This window comes from Xylanibacter ruminicola 23 (assembly GCF_000025925.1).
Taxonomy (GTDB): Bacteria; Bacteroidota; Bacteroidia; order Bacteroidales; family Bacteroidaceae; genus Prevotella; species Prevotella ruminicola.
This window is the reverse complement of record NC_014033.1, coordinates 159,274-179,442: the sequence shown is the minus strand read 5'-3', so window position 1 is coordinate 179,442 and position 20,169 is coordinate 159,274. Positions and strand designations below refer to the sequence as shown.

Genomic DNA, 20,169 nt, shown 5'->3' with positions numbered 1-20,169 from the left:
CACTCCTCTTATAATGAAAGACGGGATTACAATACTAAGTATGGTGTTCTATTTTAGTAGTTGCCACTCGCCCTTAATTTTCGAGTGTTCCTTGTTGATGTATCCTAGTTCCTTCAAATCGCTAATGGCACGTTTTATTGTTGCCTCACTAACTCCAAGATTATCCTGAAGCCACGAGTATTTTGCCTTACGATTTAACCTAAGGGACTTGTACACCTGCTCTACAATAGGAGCTGGGAACTTAGAAACCTTCATTTTAGGTGTTTTTTGTGATGTTTTCCGGTCACCCTCATGACCATTTTTGTGACCATTTTTGTGACCATTTTTATCTTCAGAAATGGTCAAATCTGACCGTTTTTCTCCATTTTCCGTCACAAAACCTCGAGCTATTGCTTCCTGCAAGGCCCGCTCACCGAGAGGTGACTTCATTTCTTTCACCATCACAGCCGTCTGGTAACTAAAGTCATACTCAGCCTCGCCATTCTCATTAGCCATAAGTTCCCTTTGTACCCTCTGCACTCCTCGGCTATGACGATTCACAAAGCCTAGCACCTTCATGCCTTCGGCCACAATGATATTGCGATAATCATTAACCTTTGGAAAATTCTGTTCGTTTGCTTTTCCATACAGTCCACCATGATTCATAATTTCGATGCGGTCATCATACTGGTAGAACTGTATTGGACCATTACTGGTATAGTCGCGATGACATATAGCATTCATCAACAGCTCACGAGTTGCCCAGTAAGGATAATCTACAAAAGGATCTTCACGGGTGGGGCTTACTGGTATCGGACGACGATTGGCAATAGTTGTCTCCACAAAAGTATCCAACTCTTCCAAGGTTGTACACAAATTGCTTTTAAACTCATGCTCCGTCATAATATCGCCCGCACGATCTTTACCTGCAAAGCGCACATACTGGATATATGCCCCAGGGATAAACCTTCGCAGATTCTTGGCAAAGAAAAGCATACCCGCATTCGTAGGGCAATCATATTTTGTATCAAAGAAACCGAACGAAGCCATCTGCTCTTTCACAGTTCGTCCTTCCTTGCGATCTTCCTCTATTTCGTCATCCGTCATTGCTTTGGGCAGATAGTAATGCTTAAACTTCTGCAAATCCAAATCGTCGATGGTCGCATTGATGCAGGGTGAAGCGTCAAATGAAGTAACATTTGTGCGACGTTTCTCCATCAGGATGCTTTCATCATCTTCGTTAGCCACACCCTTACGTGGACCAATGCGAATCCATATTCGCCCCTTATACCTGACAGGAGGAAACACTGATGGTTCTACCCTTACCATAACAATATCACCTTCGTCCATCGATACTTTCTCAACAGTCATTGATGGTTGCGGTTGAATATTGCCATCAGTACGTATAGCAGCAATATTCTTCAATAGTTCATCCGTTACGTTAAGGTCTGTTACAGTTCCATCATCCTTTACGCCAAGGAAAAGATATCCGGGCAAACGATGGTCAGGCAAATCATTAGCAAATGCACAGATTGCCTGTCCAAACTTATCAGTGTTAGTAGTCGAAATTGTTCGTTCAACTCTATCACTCTCAATATCATTGAGCAAAGCTCTTATCTCTTCAGTTGTCATAATCGTTTGCAAAAATAATGCTTTTTCTACATATAAGTATGCAGAAAACCAAAATGTTACGGGTTTAGAAGTGTAATTAATGTTAAAACCAAAATTATATGCACGATGGTACATTGGTACATTAGTACATTTTCAAAATCTGATGCAAAGTAAAAGAGGGCGGCACGCTGGCAATTGTTGCACAAAGAAGATATTCTATATATTATATATTAAATTTATATATATTAAAATATATATAAATTATATAAAGAGATAAAAGCCACAAGTTGCACTACTTAATTTTACAATTTGTACCAATGTACCATTGTACCAATCTTTGCCGCCAGCAGGGTGTTTTAAGCGGTACGGCAGAATCTGGTAGATAGTTAACGAGATTTTTGCAAAATCTGCCGAACTTTCTTTTTGATTGCAAGGTACTATCTTAAAGATTGGTAATGGAGCGCCATATTTTAAAGTAAGATTTATTTACACACAAAAACAAGGTTCAAAAAACGTTTGGAGGGTAACATTTTTCTTTGTACCTTTGCATCGTCAAAAAGAAACAAAGTGCACACGTGGATTGAGACACACACGAGAGTAATTAACATTAGTATTAACCATTAAAATTAAAAAGTATTAGAGTATGGCAAAGATTTTTTATGAGTTGCGACAGAACAAAAACAACAAGTCGCAGGTATTTGGCAAGTGGTTTGCCCACAGCAAGAGTATTGAAATCCTGAACACCCGCAAGCTGGCCAAGCACATCAGCGAGCACGGTAGCGTTTATACGCAGGATGTAGTGTTTGGTGTGCTGGAGAAGTTCCGCAGCTGTCTGGTGGAGATGCTGCTGGAGTCGAAGCGAGTGAAGATCGACGGTCTGGGCACCTTCTTCACTACCCTGGAGAACGAGCCCGGTGGTGCTCCCAAGAAGGAGGAGTTTAATGTGGGTAAGAACCTGAAGGCTCTCCACATCCGATTTATGCCTGAGCAGGAGCAGGAGATGAATATCTCGAGTCGAGAGTTCCTGAAGAAGGCCGAGTTTGTAAACGCCGAGAGTCTGCTGAGCGGCGATGGTGAGAAGACCACCAACGGCAGTGGTAGCAGCCAGGGCGGCAATACCGGTGGAAACACCGGAGGCGGCGGGAATAGCGGCGGTGGCAATACCGGTGGTGGAAGCCACGAGCCTATCGGAGACTAAGGGTTGGGGCGCAAGCCCCACCCTTCACATTAAACATGAAACATTAACCTATAACCATTAATAATTATGACAAAGAAAGAGACATTGAAGTTCATCGTACAGATGATTGCCAGTATCGCAACTGCGATTGTAACTGCCCTTGGTGCCACGAGCTGCATGGGCCTATAATAGAATCAGGGAGTGTTTATGCACTCCCTGATTTGTTTCGCAAGCTCTATACGCTTTTTTTAAATCATCCACCTCACATTCCGTTTCTGAAATTAGTGATACCAATTTGCTAGCGTCAGCAAAATGGTCCTCAGAATACCATGAGCTATCCCATAGCATCTAGGCATTGGTATCGTTTTCCTGACGTCAGGAAAATGGTCTAAAACACTATAGACGACTTTTCCATCTCATATTTCGGGACTGTGAAGCCCTGCGAACAGCCAAGGACCTGCACTTGCGCGGCCCGCCACGCATACTGCAGCAGGCATAATCACCCCCAGGTTTCCAACACGAAGCCTGAGGGTATTTATTATAAAGCCAGGCAGATCATTCATCAAACTTTATCTCCTTAATCACTTCCATATGGTTAAATAGATGTTTCTTACCATTCACCACCACTGTATCTTTATGCTTTTTACTGACGCCATAGATGGTACGGCCAGCCCACTTTAGTTCACCTTCAGGATATGGGCATGATATTGTTTTCTTCTTAAAATCAAACTCAGGGTAGTCGGTCATACCAAATCCCCAGCCATCCTTATTATCATTATATGGAGGATAGTCTATGAGCACAGGACGTCCTTCTACAATACGATACACATCGTAACCATCGTGATATCTAACAGCCATAGACTTGTGCACTATAACCAATTCCTCTTTTCCGTCGAAATCCAAGTCCATAAAGAAGAATGGTGTATACATCGGCATCAACTGATCTTCATCTTTATAATAATGATAATTAGCCTTTATAGTCTTGTTCTTATACTTTTTGAATAACTTTGGATTCTCAAATTGGAAGTCCAGCCTACCTTTACAGAACGCTGTATCTCCAAAGCATTGTGTATGGAGCTTAAATGATTGTCCGCCTTTCGTAAAAGTAAAATCTGCAGAGATAATATCATCATCAGATACAGCCAACTTGGCAATAGCTTTCACTTTATATCCATTAACCGGCTGTCTATAGACAACGAGGATACTATCCTTGCTGTATCTATCTACTTTCAAACTATCTGCAAACTCTTTTGGAATTCGATGACAAGGTACAGACTTCCATTTTACAAGTTTCCTTGAGTTTTGTGGACTGAGATCATTGCTATCTGTAAAACACAAATCGATGAACAACTTAACCCTTGCAAAATACTCGCGGATTGTGGTAAGAAACGCCCGTCTTGCTTTTGGCATTTCTGCATTATATGCCTGAATGTTCTCCACATCCAGCCCAAGATGCTCTGCCTGGTAAATGGCTCGCTCATTATGGAACTCCTGAGATATTATCGTAAAACTCTTCAAACCAAACACCTTGTTAGCATCAACAATAGAGTTTATTGTCCTATACCCCTTACCATCCAAGATTATTGCACTCGATGGCACCCCCCTCGCAACCAACGAATCCCTCATACATTCAGGCTCATTGACACCATCAAGACTATTCTCATCGCCACTAATCAATATCTGCTCAATCTTCCCTGCCTTGTACAGCTGCTCAGCTGCATCAATACGATAGGTAAAGAACTGGTTTGAAATTCTTGTTATGCGAGCCTGCGGAGTGGTACCCAACAATAGTCCCACCTTATTATACTTGATGCTATCGATGTTAGAGAACACCTTACCCTCTGCATTGTTCACAACGATCTGATTGCATATCAGCATTAATGCCAGGCAAGTTATCATTATAGCTACAACGGCAACTATGATAAACTTTATCTCCCTCTTCCCCATAATTAAATCTAATTGAACGTCCTTATAATTAACATATTAAAGACCTCTCTTGCCCTTAGGATGCTTTATTATCCCCAGAAGGTTTCTTGACATATCTAAAGAATAGGCATTTTTACTTAACCAACTAGCAGCCTCTTCAAAATCTGTTATAGATTCCAAAAACACCTTCAAATCATAATTCTGATCAGTACCATCAATAACTTCTTGCGTCAAGCATTTTAGTTGTTCAACTGTAATTGATGAACTATCTTTTATACCAAGTATGTATTTAATCAAGGTACTTTTTGTAGCAGCTTCGTTTTTGTTCAATATAAGTTTTGACCAATAAAATTTTTCCATCTTTTCTTGTCTATTATATTATTATCAGTTTCTTCTTTTTTTCACTAACCTACTACCACGAACCTGATATGTCACACGTCGTTCGCTATCAGTTTTCGTGTATTCCTTGATAGAATCTAAAACGAAAGGTGAGCCAAGTTCCTTGTTATATTTGTCAAAGTCAAAATAACTTGCACTGGCTGAATAGAATTTTGGAATATCTTTAATTGCAACTCGCCGCTTCTTAAATGAGAAAAAGAATTCAGCTTCATCATAGGCTCCATCATTCTGATAAATCGTTATGGTCTTATTCTTAAGATCAATCTTGTCCATATTCGTCAATCCGCCTAAAGGCATATAGGTCACTTTCTGCAAGCCATCCTTAGAAAGTTTATACACCTCATAATTGTTGCCAGCCCGTCCTTTACACATATCAGATATGAGAAGTTCATCATTCCCATCAAAATCTACATCTAAGAACTGAAATGACGAGTAATAGCCAATAGGCGAGTTATCATTATACTCCTTGTATATATCAATCGTATCAGGGGAAGTATAGTTGAAATAGTGTATATCTCCATTTTTATGCCCTTTGAAATCCTTGGCAAAAGAAATATCATCAGTATCGAATGAATGGTATTTTTCGCCAAAGTACTGAAATTCAGTTCCTGTTTCCTTATGATGGAAGTTGACAACCACATTTCCTGTTTCTGCTAACTTATCGTATGGCATCCATCTGCCTGTCACCTCATATCCCTTGACTGCCTGGGTATATTTGAAGTAAACATCAATCAAAGAATCGCCCTGCATATAATCCGGGAGTGGTATATCGTTCAACCTCTCCACCCAGTGTGGTGTAGAATCAGACACATATTCCTTCTTGAACGAACAATCTCCAGTTGTTTTCGTCTCTTTCTGGACATCTCGCGCTTGCTTGTTATTACCACAACCAAGGAGAAGTAGGAATACTAAATATATCAAAATCTTCTTCATCTTTCATCTATTATAATCTATTACTAATTCCCTTGGAAGTGTTATATTTTTCAATCTTTGATACCATATGCGATCTGAACCAGAAAACTGTTTCTGGGTATGGCTACTAATTATATAATAACTAGCAGTATATACATCCATAAGATCAAGAAACACCTTTTTGATACGTGAGCACTTCTCGTTGATGGCATTGTCGAGAGGATTTACTAGATGATCTACACTTTCTATCACCTTCTCCTTATCCATCATCTTGCCTGTTGCCATATAATAACGAAGTAACTCATCACGATAATCAAACAAACGTTTAAATTCAATACCTTCAGGATGCGCTAGGAACAACAGATAGACAGCCTTATGAACAGGCTGCAGCTCCACCTCCTTTTGATAATCCTCTAAGATGAAACGATAATCCTTTGTTATTACCAGTCGACTCAAACGCCCCTTGGCTGCCTCAATCCTCAGTTCTTCAAGCAAGGGCACACCAATGGCATGTAGCAAAAGGTCTGTCCTACCCTCTGCCTGCAGCTGGTTCACGAGTCTTTTTACCTCCAGTGCCCGCTCTTCTGGTGTTAGCAGCTCATTCATTCTGTCACATCCTTCATAATGTTATTCAACCACGTTTTCCATCTACTAACCGTAGGCGACTCTGTTATCACCTGTTCTTTCACAGGTTCTAGCTCAGATTCTTCCTCCACTTTTGGCTCCTCCACAGCTGGTTCTGGCTCAGGGGCAGGTTCTACCTCAAAAGGTAATTCCTGAACAAGAACTTTCGCTGGCGTTGGCTTTTTTGCAGGCTTATATAGCATTGGAATCAATTCCTCATAGAAATCATCATCAGTACGATGTACATTCGATTTCACCTCCTTGCGCATATCATCCTCCAATCCAGTAGCTAGAATCGTCACCTTGGCATCTTCACCCAGGGTATCATCCGTTGAAGTACCCCAGATAACGCTGATATTAGGATCCAGCTGATCAAAGAAGTCATCAATCTCCTGCATCTCCCTCACGAAGATGGGATGCTCCTCACTGGCATAGATATTAAATAGGATACGTTTGGCCTTGCCAATGTCATTGCCATAAAGCAAAGGGGAATTCAGTGCATCAAGAATCGCTTTTTCCACACGATGATCACCACTAGCACGTCCCATTGCCATGATAGCTCCTCCTCCATTCTTCATCGTAGCTTCCACATCACGGAAGTCAAGATTGATAGAGCCCTCACTATGCACTGTGATTAACTCCGAGATACCTTTTACGGCATCCTTCAAAATATTGTCAGCCCTACCAAATGCCTCTTTCAGCGAGATGTCAGAATCAGAATAGACATCACACAGACGTTCATTATTGATAATCAAGATAGCATCCACATATTTCCTCAATTCATCCACGCCCTTCAAGGCCTTGACAATCTTCTGTTTTTTCTCAAAATAGAAAGGAATCGTCACCACACCAACAGTAAGCAAATTCAACTCTTTTGCCACCTGGGCAACAACAGGCGCAGAGCCTGTGCCTGTACCACCACCCATACTGGCAGTGATAAACACCATCTTAGTACCATCGCTTAGAATCTTCTTAAGAGAGTCCAAGCTCTTTTCAGCCTCAGCTTTGCCGATTTCAGGATCACCGCCAGCTCCCAAGCCTTCACCCATCAGGACTTTTACTGGAACAGGCGAGCCTTTCAACGACTGACTATCCGTGTTGCAGGCCGCAAAAGAAACACCCACCACGCCCTCGTTGCACATATTACGTACAGCGTTGCAGCCACCTCCGCCAACGCCTACAACTTTGATGATGCCTTGCATCGTATCTTTAATCTCGTTCTCAAAAAATGGTAAAGTATCACCCATAATCCAATATATTTAATTTGGCTACAAAATTACAAAACTATCTCCACACTTCCAAATCTCCGCAAGGCTTGCGATTAGAAAAACATGGCAATGGGCATCCCTTTGAACACTGAGTATTTACTCAACGACTTTGTTTTCAACCAATTTTAAGGAGTCATTAATCAGCTTATATATTTCAACATGCTCTGTCCCATCAGCCCACCAATCGTGATGTACTTCCTTGGTGATCTTTACTTTTGCTTCATTACCATAATTGTCTCCTTCAAAGTATTTTGCCCATGTTTCATAATAGGAACAGCATCCCATAGTTTCCTTTATGTAGATTTCTTTTTTCTTTCGGTCAAAGACGGTATAGGATGGCTGTTCATAAATACCAGAGACAATATTATTGTAAGGCGGTTCATTGTTTGATTCGAGAAGCCCAGGGCACGAACCATATCTGTTACCATTAACTAAATCGAAACAGGCATAATAAGTCCTATTATATCCTTCATGTGCAACAATAAAATCTTCTTCTCCATCAAAGTTTACGTCCATAAAGAACATATCAGGAGCATATTTAGTCCCTCCCAATGTATCTAATCTTAAAACCGGGATGTTCAACTCGGTTTGGAAGACTCCGATTGAGTCCTCTTCATAATATCTTAGGTCGAAAGGGAGCTTATGAATTGCACAATATTGGCTTATAGAATCACCTCTTTCGAAATGTATTAAGTCCAACTGCTTATTGTGGATGATTGATATTTTATACCCATTTTGCAAGGTATTCGCCATAAAGACGGCAGTGCTATCTCCAAAGAACGATGATTCGCATTTTAAGATACCTTTTTGCATAGGGGCTTTTTCCCCTGGCACACACGCAGTGATAACTACGGCCACCATCACAAACAATACAATGCTCGTTCTCATAATAATATTTTTAATTTTAAGTATACTATTTTTTCGCAACAACTATTCAAATTTAGGATACCAATTTGTGTCTTCACAATGTTTTGCCCATACTATATCGAATCCAGGATACTCCAATATATCCACGATGTGTTCATTTATATATGGCAATAACAGTTTTAGATGCTTTCTTGGAACATTCAGTGAGGTTTCTACTGTAACATTTCAACTCCTGGCACCCAATTCTAGAATATCCTTAATATATTGGCTATTCAGCAAAGGTTCTCCACCACCAAAGGTCACTCCGCCTTTAGTAGCTAAATAAAACATTTCGTCTTTTCTTAATTCGTCCATTACTTCTTCTGGAAGCAAACGTCTTACTTTCTTACTCGTATTTAGGCATTCAGGATTTAGACAATATCTACATCTAAGAGGACAGCCATTAAAGGCAACCAATGTTGTTATACCATGCCCATCAGTACCCATTCTTAAACGACTGATTCCCAGAATTGATGTTTGATAGATATAGTCAGGAACAATCTTGTAGTTTAGGGATCTTAAATGATCCTCCAGACTAGAATCATCATTTCTTTTTTTATATTTCCCATATTATCTATTTGCTATAGAATTTTCTAACTTCTAAGAATTTTGAAACTTGCCATCTTCCCATTGTCTTTGCTCTATAAGCGAGCTTTTCTCTTTCCTGTTTTTCTTTAAGAGCAACAGGATTCTCACATTTTCCTTCTTTATTATAGGTAATCAACTTATTAAATATATTCATAGCTATTCAAATGCATCATTAATTTGTTCTTCTGCCTTCTTGTTGAAATATTCTGGAGTCCAAGGCTCACTAGGTTTATCAAAGAGTTTATATTTTCTAGGTTCTGGTGGTAGTATGAAGGATCTAACCTTAAGAAATGTACATATACCATTATTATTTCCACTATGCATAATACCTACAACTTCATTATCTATAAGTAAAGGACTGCCACTACTACCTTCAAACCTATTAGCTTCACACCATAGATAGTTTTCTGTACCTTGATTCTTTAGTATAACTTCTTCTACAGACAGTTCATTGTAGTAAAGGTTACTCTTATCATCATATCTGACAGACATACAATAGCTTCTTAAAGTGTCTTCAAATGTTACCTTTCTTGCAGATAAATGCAAAGGACTTGGAACCTTATTAAACTTATACATAATAACATCATGCTGAGTCTCATCATTCCAAATATCCCTTTCTCCTTGAAATACTGGAGTAAATTCAATAGGCTTATATGTAATACCTCCAATTTTGACAAAACACTTAGGACAGTCCTTAATAATATGTGCTGCTGTTATAAAATAACCATCAGCCAAAAAGCCCTGTCCTACATCATCAATCCCATCCATAATTGGATAAATACACTGATTTATTAAATAGTTCATATTCAATAAGTTTTTTATGACATAAACAATTCTTTCACATCCACGTCGAGGTGGCGTGCAATCTCATAGAGTACTTGTTCAAACAGGCATTGTATTTCCATATCCATTCGTTTTAGCTATTGGCGCCATTCATTAGACGTATCGTGTACAAATATACGAAGAAATATTAAATGAAATGTGTTTTTGAACAGAAAAATATATATAATTGCACAAAACTGGCTAATTGTGAAGTAATTATGCTTAATCTGACTCTATCAACAATGGTACATTGGTACATTAGTACATTTACGAAACAATAGTTTATGCAAGGTTTAAAAAGTAGTAAAAACTTTGGTATTACAAAATAATGTTTTATTTTTGTACCATAAAACAAAGCGCAATGAAAGAAAAAAGATATCCACAAATCGAAGAGGAAAGCAATACCAACATGGCATGCGAACCTACAGCTGCAGCAGCAAGCGTTGCTTCGAACTCGGTAGATGGCATTACTGCCGTCCACGACTGGATTGACGATCTGAACTGGGAAAAGTATCCCATCATTGGCCCTTCATCAGAAAAAGAGGCTATTGAAAGTATAGATAAGTTTGAAGAGAATTTAAGAAACGGACAGGTACATTGGACTTCTTCCGAGGAGTTTGATAGACAGCTTTTTGAGGAGAATGCGTAACTTTGCCAGCGATTTTTCGGTAAAGACAAATAACAGACTATTTATGAAACGAAACACGATTCTTGCCGTCGTTGCCGGCATTATGTTAGCCATTGGCTTTGGACCGTACTTACTGTTGCTGCTGGTTATCGCCCCCTTCGCTTACTTCATCATCAAGCGCAAGGAGCGGACGGCTGTTCCAAGGGTGACCTACGCCACGGTGGAAGAGGCAAAACAGAGATACGGAGAACCCGACGGCGTGGTGGTGCTGGATGCCTCGCGAGCCAACGAGCTCCCTGCCCTTATCCTATTCTATCCCAACCATGACATTGCGATTATCGCCGGCGAAGAGCTGAAACTCAGCAGTCTGGAGTGCGTGATGTCAAAGAACATGGCCACGCCCTACACCATAGACGAGTATGCTGTGATCATCGGTACCAACGACCCGCTTCGTCCCACTATCGAGCTCCGTGTGGGCTACGGTGCCGTACTGGCTGGCGACATTGCCGCACAGATAGACGCTTACATACAATAAAGGGAGTACATAACTGCACTCCCTGACTTGTAGTTGTATATAGGATTAAGTTTAATCCTGGAAATAAACGCGTTTTACACGGTTGCTGATGCCGGTGAGGACCTCATAGGGGATGGTTTCGAGCACATCGCTGAGCACGGTAACGGGCAGGTGCTCGCCAAAGATCTCTACCTGGTCGCCCTCCTGACAGGGGATGTCGGTGACATCAATCAGGGCCACATCCATACAGATATTACCCACATACTCAGCTTTCTGACCGTTGACCAGACAGTAGCAGTGGCGATTGCCCAAACGACGGTTCAAGCCATCGGCATAGCCAATAGGTATGGCAGCGATGACAGAATCGCGAGTCAGCTTGCCCTTGCGACTGTAGCCCACGGTTTCGCTCTTGGGCACTTGGTGCATCTGCAGAATGGTGGTCTTGAGGGTGCTGACGGTATGGAGAATGCGGTTGTCGCGCGAATCGATACCATACAGGCCAAGACCCAAACGACACATATCCAACTGGCGATCGGGGAAGTGCTCGATGCCGGCAGAGTTGTCGATATGGCGCAGAATCTTGTGCGAGAAGGCGGCCTGAAGTTTCTGACTGCCCATCTCGAAACGCTTGAACTGCAAGGTTGAGAAATTATCGAAATCGTCGCTGTCGGAACCAACGAAATGACTGAATACGGAACGGGGAATAACAGCCTGCTGATGGGTGAGGCGATCGATAAGCTCATCCATATCCTGCTCGGGATCGAAGCCTAAGCGGTGCATACCTGTATCGAGCTTGATATGTACAGGCCAGCCGGTGATACCCTCCTTGCGGGCTGCCTTGATGAGGGCATCGAGCAAGCGGAAGCTATATACCTCGGGCTCCAGGTCGTAATCGAACATGGTCTTGAAGGCGGTCATCTCGGGGTTCATAATCATGATATTGGCGGTGATGCCAGCCTTACGGAGGGTAACACCCTCGTCGGCCACTGCCACTGCGAGGTAGTCAACACGGTGATCCTGCAGGGTCTTAGCTATCTCGACGGCTCCTGCTCCATAGGCATCGGCCTTGATCATGCACACCATCTTGGTTTCGGGCTTCATGAACGAGCGATAGTAGTTGAGATTCTCGACCACGGCATTGAGGTTGACCTCGAGGATGGTTTCGTGAACCTTCTGCTCGAGCTGCTCGGTAATCTGATCGAAACCGAAAGGACGGGCACCCTTCAAGAGAATCATCTCGTTGCGCAAACCGGTAAAGGCATCGCTACCCAGGAAGTGGTTTACATCGGCAAAGAACTGCTTGTCGGCAATCTGGATTTTATCGGCCTGGGCAGTGAGCTGGGCGCCGATACCAATAAACTTGGTGATGCCACGCTTAACAGCCAACTCGGATACCTGGGCGTAGAGTTTTTCGGGCGAAAGACCCGACTGGAACATATCGCTAAGGATAAGGGTACGCTTCTTCAACTCCTCGCGGCGATTCATGAAATCGAGGGCGATATCGAGTGAGTTGATATCAGAGTTGTACGAGTCGTTGATGAGGATGCAACCACGCTGGCCTTCTTTAACCTCGAGGCGCATGGCCACGGGTTCGAGCTTAGGCATGCGGTCGGCCAGATCGCCAGGGGTAAGACCCAAGCGCAAGGCTACGGCTGCACAGGTGATACAATCCTCGATTGAGGCCTCGTCGATAAATGGGATATCGAAGCAGTTCTCCTCTTCCTTCCAAATATAGGTGATGTGCGAGTTCTCGACACTCTTAACATAGAAGGCGGCCTGCTGATCGCAGGTGCTCCACGAGATTTTCTCGCCTTTATAGTTCATGCGACGGATGCAACGGCTCACGATATCGTTATCAGAGCAATATACCATGGCCTCGGTATCGTGCATCAGCTCGAGTTTCTCCATGCACTTCTCTTCCATCGAACGGAAATTCTCCTGATGGGCGGCACCTAACGAGGTGAGCACGCCGATGGTGGGCTGGATGATATCACGCAGGGCCATCATCTCGCCTGGCTGCGAGATACCAGCCTCGAAGATTCCAACCTCGGTCTGCTCGTTGAGCAACCATACCGAGAGGGGCACACCTATCTGTGAGTTGTAGCTGCGAGGCGAACGTACAATACGCTGCGAGGGCAACAGCAACTGATAAAGCCACTCCTTGACCATGGTTTTACCGTTAGAGCCGGTGATACCTACGATGGGCAGCGAGAACTCGTCGCGATGGCGCTCGGCCAAACGCTGCAGGGCTGCCAATGTGTGAGGCACTCGCAAAAAGTTGGCCTGCGGATAAAGGGTTTCGTAAGCCTCGGGCACCTGTTCGACTACGAACTGACGCACACCACGGTTATACAAGTCCTGAATGTAACGATGACCATCGTTACGCTGTGTTTTCAGGGCGAAAAACAATGTTTCTTCGGGGAAACAAAGACTACGGCTATCGGTGAGCAACCAGCTTACCTGAGCCTCAGTGTTTCCATATCGTCGCGCTCCTATGAGCGTGGTAACCTTTTCTATACTGTATTTCATACTGCAAAGTTAGGGTATTTTTTTTGCAACTCGGAAATTTTTAACATAGTTTTATCCATAAATATGCGATATTCATCCGAATCGGGATTGAACGGCTTGTGATTAAGCGCGGCCTTGAGGGGTTGCCACTCCTTGAGGAATGCCTTGGCCTCGGGACTGAGATACACTTCGGAGAATCGCTGCCAGATATACTCTACGGCCTGCGATGAGGGGTGCAGCATATCATCGGCATAAAAGCGGTAATCGCGCAACTCATCGTTGATGATTTCGTAGGCGGGAAAGTAATGAACATTGAACATTCTTGCCTTGCAAGCCAGCAGAGCTGGAGCGGAACATTGAACATTCTTGGACGAGCCAAGCGGCAAAGCCGAGCGGAACATTTTTATCACCTTATTGACGGCCAAGAGTAAAGTAGCTTTGGAGAGCTGGGAGCCGTGGTAGCCGTATTTGCGATAGCGGATGGGGCTAACGGTGAGCACGATGCGCATATCGGGATTGGCGGCATGCAGGATGTCGATGGCCTGCTGCAGGTAATCGGCACACTCATCTACCGTGAGTTCCTTCTCGGTAAAGAGCGACTGGGGGCGCTTTTGGCAGTTATCTACTATCTCGCCTGTTTCATTGAGAATATAAACGTGATTGGTGCCGAGGGTCAAGAATGCAGTCTTGACGGATTTCAAATCGGGCTGAGCGGAGAGGCGCTGGATGGTATGGAGGATGGAGGCGGGATTATACATCACGCCAAAGGGATTAACGATGGTGCGGAACTTCTCATCAGTAAAGCGTGCGCCTATCTTATCGGCAAAGCACGACCCTACGAAGAGCATCTCCTCGCAAGCCCCTATCCTAAACCCAGGGTCATCTATATCAACTATCGTTCTAAACTCCATATTTTCTTTTTGCAACGGATAACAGGACTAACAAGATGATTATCGCGGGTAAAAATCCTAAAGTCCTGTAGTCCGTTGCTAAATATCAACTTCTACTTATTTGCAAGCCTGTTGTGGATAGTGCCATATCAACAAATCTTGCGTTCTTACGGATGCTGTTTTCAGAAAGAATCTGCTTGATACGTGCGGCGGCCTCGGGATCCTTAGCTATCATATACAGATAGCCGCCACCACCTGCACCAGGCAGTTTGTAACCTAAGCAGAGGTCATCGATCAAGCTGGTGAGCTTAGCCACATCGGCTGGGTTGGTACCTGCATCGAGGGCCTGATTCTGTGCCCACGTTTTACGTACCAGCAAGCCCATTCGCTCGAAGTCGTTCTGCTGGATAGCCTCGTACATGTCGAGGGTATGCTGTTTCATCTGGCGCAACAGGCGCAGCTCGCCACCGTGGTTCAAGAACATACGGCGCACAATCTCGGCCAGGATGCTCTTAGCCGTACGCGTGATGCCTGTATAATATAATAGGTGACAAGGGCGATATTCGGGTTGCGTCCACAGATCGGTGGGCAACCAGCGCACCTGTGGGTTCTGGGCAAAGCCCCTACCCGTTTGCAGCAGTTTTACGCCACCCAGCACACCACCGAACTGATCCTGCCAACCACCACCTGTGGTAAGCATCTGTTCGAGCATCAGGGTGCGATGACCAATCTCGTTCTTATCCCAACCCAAGCCGCAGAAATCGTTGAGCGCACCCAGGACGGTAGCAGCCAGGATGCTGCTGGTGCCTAAGCCACTGCCTGCGGGGATGGCACTGAGCAGGGTGAGCTCGATACCTGCGCCAAAGGCAGCTAACTCATCCTTGAGCGAACGCTGACCAAAGCCAGCCAATACCAAGGCGGCCTTGGGGATTGAGAAGGGTGAGCCTACGTGCATAAAATCACGCAACTGCTCGCTGGTTTCTACTACCTCCATGGCACCCAGATCGATACTACGCAGCACAATACGGGGCTCCTGGCAGGGGCGCACATAGGTTTGCAACGGGGGCTGACCATTGAGTTCGATGGCCAGGTTGATGACATTACCACCCTCCATCAGACAGTAAGGAGGGGTATCGGTCCAACCACCTGCGATATCGATACGCACGGGTGAACGACCCCAAACAATCTGGTCGTCGGCCACGCTGAGCTGGGGTATCTGCTGATAATCGTTGGTATCGAGTAAGCCCTCACGTAAAAGCGCAAAGGCCTTTTCGCTTTCGCCACGGAACATGGCATCGTGGATGCGCGTCATCAGGGGTGCATCGGCATCGAGTGCAGGGGGCATCTCGATGTGCTGTTCGTCGAACTCGCGCTTGGCATCGGCCAGGTCGAGCTGGTAGAACACACTGTGGTTCCAGTTCTTGGCCAGCGCACTCCAGTTGAGTTTGCGGAAAGCCTTACGCTGATCGAACAAGCGATGCAGATTGGCCTCGGTACTAATCTCCTCGGCCGAAATCATACGACTGGTAACGAGTGCCAGGCCATCCAGTGTTTGCAGCATGCTCAGGGCCTCAAGGTCGGCCACTACAGGGAACTGCTGTTTCTGCTGTTCGGCACCAGCAAACTTATCGTCGATATGATACAGGCGCACAGCGTATTCGGTATCGCCAATGGGCACTACATCGATACACTCGCCTGGGGCCAGGTTTACCTTCCAGTGGTTCTGGGGTACACCTGTTATAATATTGTCGTGACTCAGGGTCCAGCCCTCGCTCACGTCGCTGTTTTCAATCCATATATTGGTATTGTCCTCGGTAAACTTGTACTTGCAAACGGCATTCTGCACAAACAAGCTGGGGTGCGGTTTGCGATCGTGGTGCATAATCTCTCGCTGATCGTTTACCAGATTCTGAATGCGGAGGGTAGATGAGATCATCTCGCGCGAAGTACCGAAGTGGTAGAACTCGCCACCCTGCAGGGGTACGATGGCCACCTTAAGATCCTTCAGATCGTCGTCGGGCAACGAAGGGTTGGTACCCAAAGCACAACCGAACTCAGAGTACATATCGTACTCTTTTAATTGACCATTCTTGCCTTGCAAGCCAGCAGAGCTGGAGCGGACCATTGACAATGGACCATTTGGATCTGCCATTGATTTTTTAGCCAATAGTTCAACGGCCTTGTCGCTCAGCATCCAGATACCGATATCGGTAAGGTAATAATGATCTTTCTGAAGCTCGTTCAGGGTCTCGATGCTGGGTTTCTGCAGCATATGCTTAAGCACCTGGGGCGATTTGCGCGAACTTACGAACACACCGTGGTTCTTGGCCACTGAGGCATCGAGCCACAAGCCATAGCACACCACATCGGCATCGGGGATGGGTTGCAGGGGCTGTGAGGTGCGCACCAGCACATCGCCACTTACCACCATGGTGTGGATGCCCTCGGGAGCCATATCCATCATCTGCTCGTAAAGGGGCAGCTGCAGACTGAGCAAGTCCTGTGAGAGGCGCTGTCCACGCTCCCAACGGAACACGGGTACGGGGGTAAGGATTTTACCTGATGGGGCATACGAGGGCAAGCGACGACTCTGTCCGCCGGCATGCAGCAAGATACGCTTTTCGCGGGGCAGCCACTCGGCAAGCGAGGTGCCATCCTCGGTAGTCATACAGGCCTGTAACAGCCAGGTGGTTCCGCCACCACTACCCAACTTATGACCAACTGGATCGTTGGTACAGAAATACTCCTCACGACTCAATCCGGTTACATCGTGGAAACTGTCCACCAAGTTTGGTGGCAATGAGAGCAATTTTTTCATTGAACATTGAACATTGAACATTGAACATTCAGCTCGCCAAGAGCCTTAACCATTCTTTTTGCGGCGGTAGGCCATGAAGGCGGCTCCTGCCAGCACCAGTAGCAGTATAGCATACGCTGTATAGGCAATCGTCTCGGTAGTATCAACCGACTTGGGGAAGAAGCTGAGCACTACCTCGTGTTTACCTGGTTTTACATTGAGGGCACGCAGGATGTAGTTTACCCTACCCAACTCGGCAGGCTCGCCATCGATGGTAGCAGTCCAGCCGGGATAGTAAACCTCGGAGAATACCACTACACCACCCTTACCCGAGTTAACCTCGTAGGTAAGCTGGTTAGGCTCGTAGCTCTTGATATCCACGGTGCTGGTGGTATCCTGTGCAACAGCATCACCCAGCTGTGCCTGGAACTTCTCGTCGGCCACAGCCTCGTGACGCAGGTCAATCTGACCCACCTTCAAAATCTCCTCGTTGGCATTCTTGGCATAGCTAATCTTATCAACAAACCACGCATTACCCAAAGCATAGGGGTTCTGGATGGGCACTGTCTGGCCACCCTGCAGTGGGAACACAAAGTAGCGGGTGTTGAGCATATTGATAACAGGACAGATGCTGTCGCCCTTAACCTGAGTCATGTCGCCACCAGCCTCGGCCACAGCATTCATCAGGCGCTGCATCTCGGGTGATATATACTGCTCTATCATCTCCTGATAACGGCGCAGCTTGGCAGCATGGTAACCACCAATGCTCTTATGGTAGTAAGATGTCTCGTTCTCGTTGAAGGTATTTGATGCCAGGTTGAGCACACGGTAATCCAGGGCCTTATCGCGCAGGATGAGCTCATCGGTCTGCGACATCTGCTGGGGTGCCTCGCGCTCGCTCTGGGGCACAAACATCTCATCGTTCAGGTAACGCTTGTTTACCTGCCAAAGGTCGATGAGGCAGAGCACCAGGATAGCGCCGATGGTATATTCGGCCTTGAGTTTGCGATATTTGTAAGCCATGAGCAATACCATGCCCACCACGATAATCCAGAACGAACGCCAACAATCAGCTGTAAACACGGCTGTACGCATATCAACCAGATTACTGATAAGTGGTTGGATGTGCTCCTGTGGCAAGGTGCTGAGAGCACGCATCTCGCTGGATGAAACAAAACCATCGAAGAAGGTGGTTGGCATCAGGGCAAACAACAGACAGAAGCCTGCGGTAACACCAAAACTGATGTAGATAGGCTTGCTGTACTTGCTAAAGCCCTCGGGCTCGTCGAACAGTTTTTTCAATGCCATCATGGCCAGCAAGGGGATGGTGAACTCGGCAATCACCAATATCGAGGCCACGGTACGGAACTTGGCGTACATGGGCACATAATCGAGGAAGAAATCGGTAAAGCCCATGAAGTTACGCCCCCACGACAGGAGTATCGACAGGATGGTAACAGCGAGCAAAGCCCACTTCATAGGACCTTTGACAATCAGCAGTCCCAGCACAAACAGGAACATCACAAAGGCACCTACATACACAGGACCGCTGGTACCAGGCTGTTCGCCCCAGTACTGACCAATCTGCTGGTAGATGCTCTCGTAGGTAGGATCGGCTTTCTCCATGGCAATCTTACTCTCGCTCATGGGCACCGAAGCACCACCCTTGGTGTTAGGAATGAGCAGGGTCCAGGTCTCGTCGATACCATAACTCCACTGTGTGATATAATCGCGCTCCAAACCACTGCTGGTCTGGTTGGCCGAATTCTTCTTTACCAGTTCGCTCTTACCGCGCATCGACTCCTGACCGTACTGCCAGGTGTGGTAGAGGTTTGAGAGGTTGATGCACACGCCAATGGCGGCACCTGCGATGCACACGGCAGTGGCCTTACCGAAGGCAGCCAACTGATGCTTGCGGATGGCATCTACCAACCAGGCAATCACCATGGCCAGGATGATAAACAGATAGTAATAGGTCATCTGCACGTGGTTGGCATTGATCTCGAAAGCAGTGAAAATGGCTGTGAGCACAAAGCCCCACAGATATTTGCCCCTATAGGCCAGCACAAGTCCTGCAATCAATGGTGGCAGATAGGCCAAAGCCCACACCTTCCAGATGTGACCTGCAGCAATGATGATGAGGAAATAGGTGCTGAAGGCCCACACGATAGAGCCTAAGGCTGCCAGATGCTGACGGAAGTCGAAAGCACGCAGCAAAATATAGAATCCTAACAGATAAGCAAACACATACCACACATTCTCGGGTAAGAACAGATGGTAGATCTTGGTCATTGTACTGAGTTTATCGGTAGAATGATACGAGGGAGCCATCTGGTAGGTAGGCATACCACCAAACAGGGCGTTGGTCCAACGACTACGCTCGCCTGTTTTCTGCATATATTCGATACCCTCCTGACCAGCACCACGACCAGCTGAGGCATCGTGACGGTACAGGATACGTCCCTCGATATCGGCAGGGAAGAAATACGCAAAGGCCAGAACGGCGAATAACAACACTGCCAACATATCGGGCAGCCATTTTTTCAATAATGTCATAACTTGCAAATTATTTAATTTGCCTGCAAAGGTATTAAATTTTTGGCACGGATTACACGGATTT

The 20,169-nt window shown here is 45.4% G+C and carries 18 protein-coding genes; 4 read left to right on the top strand and 14 right to left on the bottom strand.

Annotated features, from left to right (window positions below):
• Positions 1 to 48: 48 nt before the first annotated feature.
• Entirely contained in the window at positions 49 to 1,611 is a 1,563-nt protein-coding gene (locus PRU_RS00705; RefSeq protein ID WP_013064494.1) for an RNA-binding domain-containing protein, read from the bottom strand.
• A gap of 622 nt (positions 1,612 to 2,233) precedes the next feature.
• Between PRU_RS00705 and PRU_RS00700 the strand changes: the two genes are divergently transcribed.
• Both PRU_RS00700 and PRU_RS15935 read left to right on the top strand, forming a co-directional pair.
• On the top strand, positions 2,234 to 2,788 hold the full coding sequence (locus PRU_RS00700; RefSeq protein WP_013064899.1) for an HU family DNA-binding protein: 555 nt from the start codon (positions 2,234 to 2,236) through the stop codon (positions 2,786 to 2,788).
• A gap of 66 nt (positions 2,789 to 2,854) precedes the next feature.
• Entirely contained in the window at positions 2,855 to 2,956 is a 102-nt protein-coding gene (locus PRU_RS15935; RefSeq protein ID WP_013063239.1) for a smalltalk protein, read from the top strand.
• A 366-nt stretch (positions 2,957 to 3,322) separates the two neighbouring features.
• On the opposite strand, the gene PRU_RS15130 is transcribed toward PRU_RS15935, so the two are convergent.
• The 9 genes from PRU_RS15130 to PRU_RS00665 form a co-directional block, all read right to left on the bottom strand.
• Positions 3,323 to 4,714: a SanA/YdcF family protein gene (locus tag PRU_RS15130; protein WP_049769046.1), complete on the bottom strand. Its 1,392-nt coding sequence runs from the start codon at positions 4,712 to 4,714 to the stop codon at positions 3,323 to 3,325.
• 36 nt (positions 4,715 to 4,750) lie between these two features.
• Positions 4,751 to 5,053 (bottom strand): hypothetical protein, encoded by a 303-nt coding sequence (locus PRU_RS00690; protein WP_041385490.1) that lies wholly within the window; start codon positions 5,051 to 5,053, stop codon positions 4,751 to 4,753.
• Between the two features lie 24 nt (positions 5,054 to 5,077).
• The gene (locus tag PRU_RS00685) at positions 5,078 to 6,025 is read right to left on the bottom strand and encodes a hypothetical protein (protein WP_013064164.1); all 948 of its coding nucleotides are present in this window, start codon (positions 6,023 to 6,025) and stop codon (positions 5,078 to 5,080) included.
• A 3-nt stretch (positions 6,026 to 6,028) separates the two neighbouring features.
• On the bottom strand, positions 6,029 to 6,610 hold the full coding sequence (locus PRU_RS00680; RefSeq protein WP_013064501.1) for a hypothetical protein: 582 nt from the start codon (positions 6,608 to 6,610) through the stop codon (positions 6,029 to 6,031).
• The gene (gene ftsZ, locus PRU_RS00675) at positions 6,607 to 7,875 is read right to left on the bottom strand and encodes a cell division protein FtsZ (RefSeq protein WP_013065677.1); all 1,269 of its coding nucleotides are present in this window, start codon (positions 7,873 to 7,875) and stop codon (positions 6,607 to 6,609) included. The genes PRU_RS00680 and ftsZ overlap by 4 nt, the downstream gene beginning before the upstream one ends.
• A 117-nt stretch (positions 7,876 to 7,992) precedes the next feature.
• Complete coding sequence (locus PRU_RS00670; RefSeq protein WP_041385489.1) at positions 7,993 to 8,784, bottom strand: hypothetical protein; 792 nt, start codon at positions 8,782 to 8,784, stop codon at positions 7,993 to 7,995.
• A 204-nt stretch (positions 8,785 to 8,988) separates the two neighbouring features.
• Positions 8,989 to 9,249, bottom strand: a complete 261-nt coding sequence (locus tag PRU_RS15530) for a radical SAM protein (protein WP_013065593.1) — start codon at positions 9,247 to 9,249, stop codon at positions 8,989 to 8,991.
• Positions 9,250 to 9,376: 127 nt separating this feature from the next.
• Complete coding sequence (locus PRU_RS15930; RefSeq protein WP_177168187.1) at positions 9,377 to 9,544, bottom strand: hypothetical protein; 168 nt, start codon at positions 9,542 to 9,544, stop codon at positions 9,377 to 9,379.
• A 2-nt stretch (positions 9,545 to 9,546) separates the two neighbouring features.
• Positions 9,547 to 10,194, bottom strand: a complete 648-nt coding sequence (locus tag PRU_RS00665; RefSeq protein WP_041385488.1) for a serine protease family protein — start codon at positions 10,192 to 10,194, stop codon at positions 9,547 to 9,549.
• A 379-nt stretch (positions 10,195 to 10,573) separates the two neighbouring features.
• On the opposite strand from PRU_RS00665, the gene PRU_RS00660 reads away from it, so the two are divergent.
• The gene (locus tag PRU_RS00660) at positions 10,574 to 10,861 is read left to right on the top strand and encodes a hypothetical protein (RefSeq protein WP_074683973.1); all 288 of its coding nucleotides are present in this window, start codon (positions 10,574 to 10,576) and stop codon (positions 10,859 to 10,861) included.
• Positions 10,862 to 10,904: 43 nt separating this feature from the next.
• Entirely contained in the window at positions 10,905 to 11,375 is a 471-nt protein-coding gene (locus PRU_RS00655) for a hypothetical protein (RefSeq protein WP_139209046.1), read from the top strand.
• Between the two features lie 51 nt (positions 11,376 to 11,426).
• Here the strand turns inward: PRU_RS00655 and PRU_RS00650 are convergent, their stop codons facing one another.
• From PRU_RS00650 to PRU_RS00635, 4 genes are all read right to left on the bottom strand, one after another.
• Positions 11,427 to 13,883: a bifunctional UDP-N-acetylmuramoyl-tripeptide:D-alanyl-D-alanine ligase/alanine racemase gene (locus PRU_RS00650; RefSeq protein WP_041385486.1), complete on the bottom strand. Its 2,457-nt coding sequence runs from the start codon at positions 13,881 to 13,883 to the stop codon at positions 11,427 to 11,429.
• On the bottom strand, positions 13,880 to 14,773 hold the full coding sequence (locus PRU_RS00645) for a GSCFA domain-containing protein (protein WP_013064645.1): 894 nt from the start codon (positions 14,771 to 14,773) through the stop codon (positions 13,880 to 13,882). The genes PRU_RS00650 and PRU_RS00645 overlap by 4 nt, the downstream gene beginning before the upstream one ends.
• Positions 14,774 to 14,858: 85 nt before the next feature.
• Positions 14,859 to 17,570 (bottom strand): bifunctional fucokinase/fucose-1-phosphate guanylyltransferase, encoded by a 2,712-nt coding sequence (locus tag PRU_RS00640; protein ID WP_013065594.1) that lies wholly within the window; start codon positions 17,568 to 17,570, stop codon positions 14,859 to 14,861.
• A gap of 45 nt (positions 17,571 to 17,615) precedes the next feature.
• On the bottom strand, positions 17,616 to 20,105 hold the full coding sequence (locus tag PRU_RS00635) for a YfhO family protein (RefSeq protein WP_013063224.1): 2,490 nt from the start codon (positions 20,103 to 20,105) through the stop codon (positions 17,616 to 17,618).
• Positions 20,106 to 20,169 lie beyond the last annotated feature (64 nt).